General features: G+C 33.6%; 8 protein-coding genes. All 8 read left to right on the forward strand.

From position 1 onward, the window contains the following. The first annotated feature begins 245 nt into the window (after positions 1–245). Positions 246–1865: a phosphoenolpyruvate carboxykinase (ATP) gene (gene pckA, locus VLC96_RS09045; protein ID WP_325262289.1), complete on the forward strand. Its 1620-nt coding sequence runs from the start codon at positions 246–248 to the stop codon at positions 1863–1865. A gap of 343 nt (positions 1866–2208) precedes the next feature. Next, entirely contained in the window at positions 2209–3066 is an 858-nt protein-coding gene (hisG, locus tag VLC96_RS09050; RefSeq protein WP_325262290.1) for an ATP phosphoribosyltransferase, read from the forward strand. A 68-nt stretch (positions 3067–3134) separates the two neighbouring features. Beyond that, on the forward strand, positions 3135–4421 hold the full coding sequence (gene hisD, locus VLC96_RS09055; RefSeq protein ID WP_325262291.1) for a histidinol dehydrogenase: 1287 nt from the start codon (positions 3135–3137) through the stop codon (positions 4419–4421). A gap of 10 nt (positions 4422–4431) precedes the next feature. Continuing rightward, entirely contained in the window at positions 4432–5472 is a 1041-nt protein-coding gene (hisC, locus tag VLC96_RS09060) for a histidinol-phosphate transaminase (RefSeq protein WP_325262292.1), read from the forward strand. Positions 5473–5527: 55 nt separating this feature from the next. Then, positions 5528–6664 carry a bifunctional histidinol-phosphatase/imidazoleglycerol-phosphate dehydratase HisB gene (hisB, locus tag VLC96_RS09065; protein WP_325262293.1) on the forward strand — a complete coding sequence of 379 codons (1137 nt, stop codon included), beginning with the start codon at positions 5528–5530 and terminating at the stop codon, positions 6662–6664. A gap of 67 nt (positions 6665–6731) precedes the next feature. Then, on the forward strand, positions 6732–7313 hold the full coding sequence (gene hisH, locus VLC96_RS09070) for an imidazole glycerol phosphate synthase subunit HisH (RefSeq protein WP_325262294.1): 582 nt from the start codon (positions 6732–6734) through the stop codon (positions 7311–7313). Between the two features lie 69 nt (positions 7314–7382). Further along, complete coding sequence (gene hisA / locus VLC96_RS09075) at positions 7383–8105, forward strand: 1-(5-phosphoribosyl)-5-[(5-phosphoribosylamino)methylideneamino]imidazole-4-carboxamide isomerase (protein WP_325262295.1); 723 nt, start codon at positions 7383–7385, stop codon at positions 8103–8105. Positions 8106–8190: 85 nt separating this feature from the next. Beyond that, positions 8191–8655 (forward strand): imidazole glycerol phosphate synthase subunit HisF (hisF, locus tag VLC96_RS09080; RefSeq protein ID WP_325262296.1); only part of this gene is annotated, 465 nt, incomplete at its 3' end.

Below are 8655 nucleotides of genomic sequence, written 5' to 3' on the forward strand. Positions count from 1 at the left end.
CCAAATCTATTTGTGACATCTAATAGAATCAGGACAGTTGTAAGTAATCATTGCGATAATCTGTTAAAAGCGATAATTGAGAATATTATTTTTTGTAAATTTATATAGCAAAATCAAATGCTGAAAGCCCAAATAGATTCGTTTTATTTTTTATTAAACATGACAAAAATCACATCTTTACGCCCTGAATTGAAGTAACTTTGAAGTAAAAGAAAAAGCAATTGAATAAAAAAATATATGCAATTATGAAAAATATAAAGATTATTCAGGAACTACATAATTTAGGAATAACGGGCTATCATGAAGTTGTTTATAATCCTTCTTATGAACAATTATTTCAAGCAGAAACATCTAGTAGAAGAAAAAAACATTCAAAAGGTGCTGTAACAGAAACGGGTGCTGTTGCTGTTAAAACCGGTGCTTTTACTGGTCGTTCTCCGAAAGACAGATATATTGTAAAAGATGAAATTACGAAAAACACTATTCATTGGGATAATAAAGTAAATTTTCCAACAACTAAAGGGGTTTATCGGGAACTGAAAAAAATAGTTTTAAAACAACTTTCTACCTCACCAAAATTATATGTAGTCGATGCCTTTTGTGGCGCAAATGCTGACTCAAGACTTAAAGTTCGTTTCGTTATGGAAGTAGCTTGGCAAGCTCACTTTGTAACTAATATGTTTATTAGACCGTCTGTTTATGAGCTACAAAATTTTGGTGAACCTGATTTTATTGTATTAAACGGTTCAAAAACAACTAATCCAGATTGGGAAGAACATGAATTAAACTCTGAAAACTTCGTGGTATTTAATCTTACTGAGAAAATTCAACTTATTGGCGGTACCTGGTATGGAGGTGAGATGAAAAAAGGAATGTTCTCTATGATGAACTATTATCTTCCTTTGAAGGGAATTGCTTCAATGCACTGTTCTGCAAATGTTGGCGAAGAAGGAGATGTTGCTTTATTCTTCGGGCTATCAGGAACTGGTAAAACAACTCTGTCTGCAGATCCAAAAAGATATTTAATAGGGGATGATGAACACGGGTGGGATGACAATGGAGTTTTTAACTTCGAAGGAGGGTGCTATGCGAAAGTTATCGATTTATCAGAAGAAAATGAGCCTGATATTTGGAGAGCAATCAAAAGAGATGCTTTATTAGAAAATGTAATTGTCGATGAATATGGAGAAATTGATTATTACGACCATTCAATCACTGAGAACTCACGAGTTTCATATCCAATTTATCATATAAACAAAATAGTTTTGCCTTCAAAAGCTGGTCATGCCAAAAAAATTATTTACTTGTCTGCCGATGCATTTGGTGTATTGCCACCAGTTTCTATTTTAAGCGATGACCAGGCACAATACCATTTCTTATGCGGATATACTTCTAAATTATCCGGAACCGAATGTGGAATTACTGAGCCCCAGCCATCATTTTCGCCAGCATTTGGCGAAGCTTTTCTAACATTGCATCCAACTATGTATTCTAAAACATTAATTGGAAAAATGAAAGAGCACGGAGCCAAAGCTTATTTAGTAAACACAGGTTGGAATGGGACAGGAAAAAGAATTTCTCTCAAAAACACCAGAGCAATCATTGATGCAATACTTAATGGCGAAATTGATACTGTCGAAACAAAAACAATTCCGTTCCTGAACTTGACAATTCCAACAGCATTAACAAATGTGAGTAAAAGTATTTTGGATCCAAGAGATACGTATAAAGATGTTAATCAATGGGAAAGCAAAGCAAAAGATTTAGCTGAACAATACATTAAAAATTTCAAACAATATACAGATACCGAAGAAGGAAAACGTTTAGTTGCAGCCGGACCTTCATTGGAACCTATTTTAAGCTAAATGAATTTTCTCCATTCGAATGAAATGCAATATAATGGTAATTAAATTGATGATTTTAATTTTTAACAAATCCTTTATGAAACGTTAAAATAAAAATTGGAATATTATTAATTAATAATATATCTTTGCAAAAGAAACAAAGAATTATCTATTTAAATAAAGTTATGTTATCAATTCAATTACATCATCATCATTCACATAATTGCTCTCAAGCGATGTGTTAATGGTATGCGTGTAAATCACAATAATCTAAACCCGTTTGAGTACATCAAGCGGGTTTTTTATTACCTATTCTTTGTACTCAAACATTAATTTTAAACTACAAACAAAAAAGAACAACAAAATGAGTACACTTAAAATTGCAATTCAAAAATCAGGACGTTTAAACGAAGAAAGCATTCAAATACTAAAAGATTGCGGTATTTCTATTGATAACGGAAATGATCAATTAAAAGCCGAAGCAACTAATTTTCCTTTAGAAGTATTATTTTTAAGAAATTCAGATATCCCGCAATACTTAATTGATGGCGTAGTTGATGCTGCTATCGTTGGTGATAATCTTTTGGTTGAAAAAGGAAAAGGAATTCAAGTGGTACAAAAATTAGGATTCTCAAAATGTAGAGTTTCTGTAGCTGTACCAAAATCATTTGAATACGATTCCATAAAAGATTTAGATGGTTTGCGAATCGCAACTTCATATCCAAATACAGTTATTGATTACTTCGCATCATTTGGACTAACAGTAGACATTCACCAAATTTCAGGTTCTGTTGAAATTGCTCCAAATATCGGTCTTGCAGATGCGATTGTCGATATTGTTTCGAGTGGAAGTACTTTATTCAAAAATAATTTGAAAGAAGTAGAAGTTATTTTGAAAAGCGAAGCAGTTGTAGCTGTTTCTCCAAAAATCAGCCCAAGAAATCAAAAATTGATTGATACTTTGAAATTCAGAATTGAATCGGTTTTAAGAGCTAGAAATTCAAGATATATTTTGATGAATGTTCCGAACGATAAAATTGATGCAGTTGGAAAAATTCTTCCAGTATTAAGAAGTTTAACCGTTTTACCTTTAGCTCAAGAAGGCTGGAGTAGTGTTCACTCAGTAATTGATAAAGATACTTTCTGGGAAGTTATTGATCAACTAAAAGAAGCGGGCGCCGAAGGAATTTTAGTTTGTCCAATTGAGAAAATGGTGCTTTAATCATTAAGTACTCATAAGGAAAACAAAACTTAGAAACTCAGAATCTTAGCAACTTAGTAACTAAAAAAATGAACAAAATATTCAATCCAAAACCAGAAACTTGGTCAACTATTTTAGAAAGGCCAACAAAAACTGTTGATGATATCGAATCGACTGTTAAAGGAATTTTCAAAGAAGTACAATCAAAAGGAGACTTTGCTGTTGCAAAATATACTTCACTTTTTGATGGTGTTTCAGTTTCTGAATTAGAAGTTTCTCAAACCGAAATAGCAACAGCAATCGCAACTATTTCTAAAGAATTAAAAGAAGCTATTCAATTAGCAAAATCAAATATTGAAAAATTCCACGCTGCTCAAAAAACAAGCCCTGTAATTGTTGAAACAATTGAAGGAGTAAATTGCTGGCAGGAAAAAAGGCCTATCCAAAAAATTGGTTTATACATTCCTGGTGGAACAGCGCCATTATTTTCTACTGTATTAATGTTGGCTGTTCCAGCAAAATTAGCTGGTTGTAGCGAAATTGTCCTATGTTCGCCCCCAGACAAACAAGGAAACATAAATCCTGCTATTTTATATGCTGCTTATTTATGTGGAGTAACAAAAATTCTAAAAGTTGGAGGAATTCAAGCAATTGCAGGAATGACTTTTGGTACCGATTTAATCCCAAAAGTGTACAAAATATTTGGACCAGGAAACCAATTTGTAACTGTTGCCAAGCAATTAGCAACTCAATTTGGTGTAGCTATTGATATGCCCGCAGGTCCTTCAGAATTATTAATTGTTGCAGATGATACAGCTGTTCCAGCATTTGTAGCATCTGATTTATTATCTCAGGCTGAACACGGTACCGACAGTCAGGTGATTTTGGTTTCAACTTCAAAAGAATTGATTGATGAAGTTGAAAAAGAAATTCAGTCTCAATTAGAAGTTCTTCCAAGAAAAGCTATTGCAGAAAAAGCTATTGCTAATTCAAAATTAATTTATGTAGAAAATGACAAAATTGCTTTAGAATTAATTGATGAATATGGCCCTGAGCATTTTATTATTTGCACCAAAGATGAAGATTTCTATGTAAATAATATCGGGAACGCTGGTTCAGTTTTCATTGGAAATTATACTCCTGAAAGTGCCGGTGATTACGCTTCAGGAACTAATCATACGTTGCCAACCAATGGATATGCAAAGAATTACAGCGGCGTAAATTTGGATAGTTTTACCAAATCAATGACTTTTCAAAAAATATCCGAAAAAGGAATTCAAAATATCGGTTCAGCAATTGAACTAATGGCAGAAGCTGAAGGATTACAAGCCCATAAAACTGCTGTAACCTTGAGATTAAAAGATTTAAAAAACTAAAACTTCAAAAATGACTTTCGATATAAATACAATAGTGCGTGAAAACGTAAAAAAATTAAAGCCGTATTCGTCAGCTCGAGACGAGTTTGAGGATTTCGATACAGCTGATATGATTTTTTTGGATGCCAATGAAAATCCGTATCAAAACGGAGTAAACCGTTATCCAGATCCACAGCAAGGAAACGTAAAAGTGGTTTTAGGAAAATTAAAAAACATAAATCCTAAACAGATTTTATTAGGAAACGGAAGTGATGAAGTTTTAGATTTATTATTCAGAGCCTTTTGCGAGCCCAAAGTTGACAATATTATTTCATTACCACCAACATATGGAATGTATGGTGTTTTGGCAAATATCAATGCCGTTGAGAACCGAGAAGTATTACTTTCAACTGATTTTCAACCGCAACTTGATAAAATCTTTGAAGCAGTTGATGCAAATACCAAAATCATTTTTTTATGCTCTCCAAATAACCCAACTGGGAATTCCTTTTCAGAAGAAAGCGTAAAAACATTGCTAGAAAAATTCAATGGTTTTGTAGTAATTGATGAAGCCTATATTGATTTTTCAGATAAAGAAGGTTGGTTGCAAAAATTAGATCAATATCCAAATTTAATTATTACCCAAACCTTATCAAAAGCTTATGGCTTGGCAGGAATTCGTTTGGGTGTTTGTTATGCTTCTGAGGAAGTAATTACGGTTTTAAATAAAATAAAACCACCTTACAATGTAAATGAATTAACGCAACTTCGAGCCTTAGATCGTTTGAAAGATGAAGCTAAAATAAAATCTGAAATCGCTTCTATTATCAAAGAAAGAGAAGAGTTACTTAAAGTGCTACTTAAAGTAAGTTTTGTCGAAAAAATTTATCCAACAGAAGCCAATTTTATTTTAATTAAAGTAGATGATGCTAATAAAAGATACGATGAATTAATTGCCAAAGGAATCGTTATTCGTAACAGAACAACTCAACCACTTTGCGAAAATACATTGCGTTTGACCATTGGAACAGAAGAAGAGAATAAAAAATTAATTGAAGCGCTACGTAATTAATCAATAAAGACCTAACGGGTTTTGAAAACCTGTTTAGATCTAGAATAAACTTACCATGAAGAAAATACTTTTTATAGATCGTGATGGAACGATCGTTTTGGAACCAAAAGATTATCAATTAGATAGTTTAGAAAAATTAGAGTTTTACCCGAAAGCTTTTCAATATTTGGCTAAAATTGCCAACGAATTAGATTATGAATTGGCGATGGTAACTAATCAGGATGGTTTAGGAACGGACAGTTTTCCAGAAGACACTTTTTGGCCCACACAAAATTTCATTTTAAGAGCCTTTGAAAATGAAGGAGTTTTGTTTGATGATATTTTCATTGATAGATCTTTTCCTGAAGACAATGCACCAACACGCAAGCCTCGTACCGGAATGTTGACCAAATATATTGATAACCCGAATTACGATTTAGCAAATTCATTTGTATTAGGAGATCGTATCACTGATGTTGAATTGGCCAAAAATCTAGGAGCAAAAGCCATTTTCTTGAAACAAGAAGAAGGTTTGGGAGGCAACGAAATTTCGACTGATTTAAGTTCTTTAGAAACGGTTATTGCTTTGCAAACTACGGATTGGAAAAAGATATATGAGTTCTTGAAATTAGAAGCTAGAACCGCTTCTATTACTAGAAAAACACACGAAACTGACATTTATATCAACTTGAACTTAGACGGAACAGGAAAAAGTAAAATTGACACCGGAATTGCTTTTTTCGACCATATGCTGGATCAAATTTCACGTCATGGACAAATGGATTTGGAAATCAAAGTAAAAGGCGATTTAGAAGTAGATGAACACCATACAATAGAAGATACTGCAATCGCACTTGGTGAAGTTTTTGCTAAAGCATTAGGCAACAAATTGGGTATTGAGCGTTACGGCTTCTGTTTACCAATGGATGATTGTTTAGCACAAGTAGCCATTGACTTTGGAGGAAGAAACTGGTTGATTTGGGATACTGAATTTAAACGCGAAATGGTCGGTAAAATGCCGACGGAGATGTTTTTTCACTTTTTCAAATCATTCTCTGACGGTGCCAAAGCCAACATCAACATCAAAGCTGAAGGAGACAACGAACATCACAAAATAGAAGCTATTTTTAAAGCTTTTGCGAAAGCAATAAAAGTAGCGGTAAAACGTGATACTGAGAAAATGATTTTGCCAAGTACCAAAGGAATGTTGTAATGGCAATGAGCATTCAGCTATGGGTAATCAGCTCAAAGCTCAAAGCTCAAAGCCCAAAGCTTATAAAATGAAAATAGTAATCATAAATTACGGAGCAGGAAATATCCAAAGCATTATGTTTGCCATCGAAAGATTAGGTTACAAAGCTGTTTTGAGCAATAATCCTGACGAAATAAAATCAGCTGACAAAGTAATTTTTCCTGGAGTGGGAGAGGCTAGTTATGCCATGATGATGTTGCAAAAAAGTGGATTAGATACTTTGATTCCGACATTGACGCAACCAGTTTTAGGAATTTGCCTCGGAATGCAATTGATGTGCAACCATTCTGAAGAAGGCGATACCAAAGGTTTAGGGATTTTTGATGTAAACGTAATCAAATTTACCAATAAAGTAAAAGTTCCTCAAATGGGTTGGAACGTGATTTACAATCTAAAATCCGATTTATTCAAAGGAATTGCTGAAAAAGAATATATGTATTTGGTACATAGTTTTTATGCACCAATTTGTGATGAAACCATTGCAACCACGGATTACGAGGTAGAATATTCATCAGCTCTAGAAAATAATAACTTCTACGGAACACAATTTCACCCTGAAAAAAGTGGTGATGTGGGTGAGCAAATTCTTGGAAACTTTTTGAAGTTATAAATGTTTCAATGGTAATAGCAAAAATCAATTTCAACAGCAATTTTAAACTTCTAATTTCTAACTTTTATAATGAGAATAATACCAGCCATAGATATCATCGAAGGAAAATGTGTACGCTTGTCAAAAGGCGATTACAATACCAAAATAATTTACAACGAAAACCCACTTGAAGTAGCCAAAGAATTTGAAGCCCACGGAATCGAATATTTGCATTTAGTAGATTTAGATGGAGCCAAATCAAGCAAAATCGTCAACTATAAAATATTGGAACAAATCGCTTCGCAGACCAAACTGAAAATTGATTTTGGTGGCGGATTAAAAGCCGATTCTGATTTGAAAATTGCTTTTGAAAGTGGTGCAAATCAAATTACAGGCGGAAGTATTGCTGTAAAAAATCGTGCTATTTTCGAAAAATGGATTGCTGAATACGGTTCGGACAAAATCATTTTAGGCGCTGATGCTAACAATGAAAAAGTAGCAGTTTCAGGTTGGTTAGAAGATTCAAATGAAGATTTAGTTCCTTTTATTCAAGAATATCAAAATAAAGGAATTCAATATGTCATTTGCACTGATATTGCTAAAGACGGAATGTTGCAAGGTCCTAGTTTTGATTTGTATGCCAAAATTTTAGAACAGGCAAAAGGATTGAAATTAATAGCCTCAGGAGGAATTTCAACCTTTGATGAATTGCCAAAATTAGCCGAATTGGGCTGTGAAGGAACCATTATCGGAAAAGCCATTTACGAAGGAAGAATTTCGTTGAAACAACTAGAGAATTTTATAATTAGATAATGAGAAAATTAATTAATTAGATAATTACTGATTTTTGCAAAGTAATTATCTAATTGACTAATTCTCAAATTGACACATTAAAAAAATGCTAACAAAAAGAATAATCCCTTGCCTCGATATTAAAAACGGAAGAACTGTAAAAGGCGTTAATTTTGTAGATTTGCGTGATGCTGGAGATCCTGTGGAATTAGCCAAAATCTATTCGGATGAAGGTGCTGATGAATTGGTTTTTCTAGATATTTCGGCAACCGAAGAAAGAAGAAGAACCTTAGTTGATTTGGTTCGCAAAGTAGCGGCAACTATCAATATTCCATTTACCGTAGGAGGTGGAATTTCGGCAGTTGAAGATGTAGAAGTCTTACTTCAAAACGGAGCGGATAAGGTTTCTATCAATTCTTCGGCGGTTAAAAACCCGCAGTTGATCAACGATTTGGCTAACAAATTTGGTTCACAATGCGTAGTTGTGGCGATTGATGCCAAACAAATTGATGGAGAATGGATCGTGCATTTGGTGGGCGGAAAAGTACCAACCGAAATTAAATTATTCGAT

The sequence above is a fragment of the Flavobacterium sp. genome (genome assembly GCF_035456085.1).
Lineage (GTDB): Bacteria > Bacteroidota > Bacteroidia > Flavobacteriales > Flavobacteriaceae > Flavobacterium.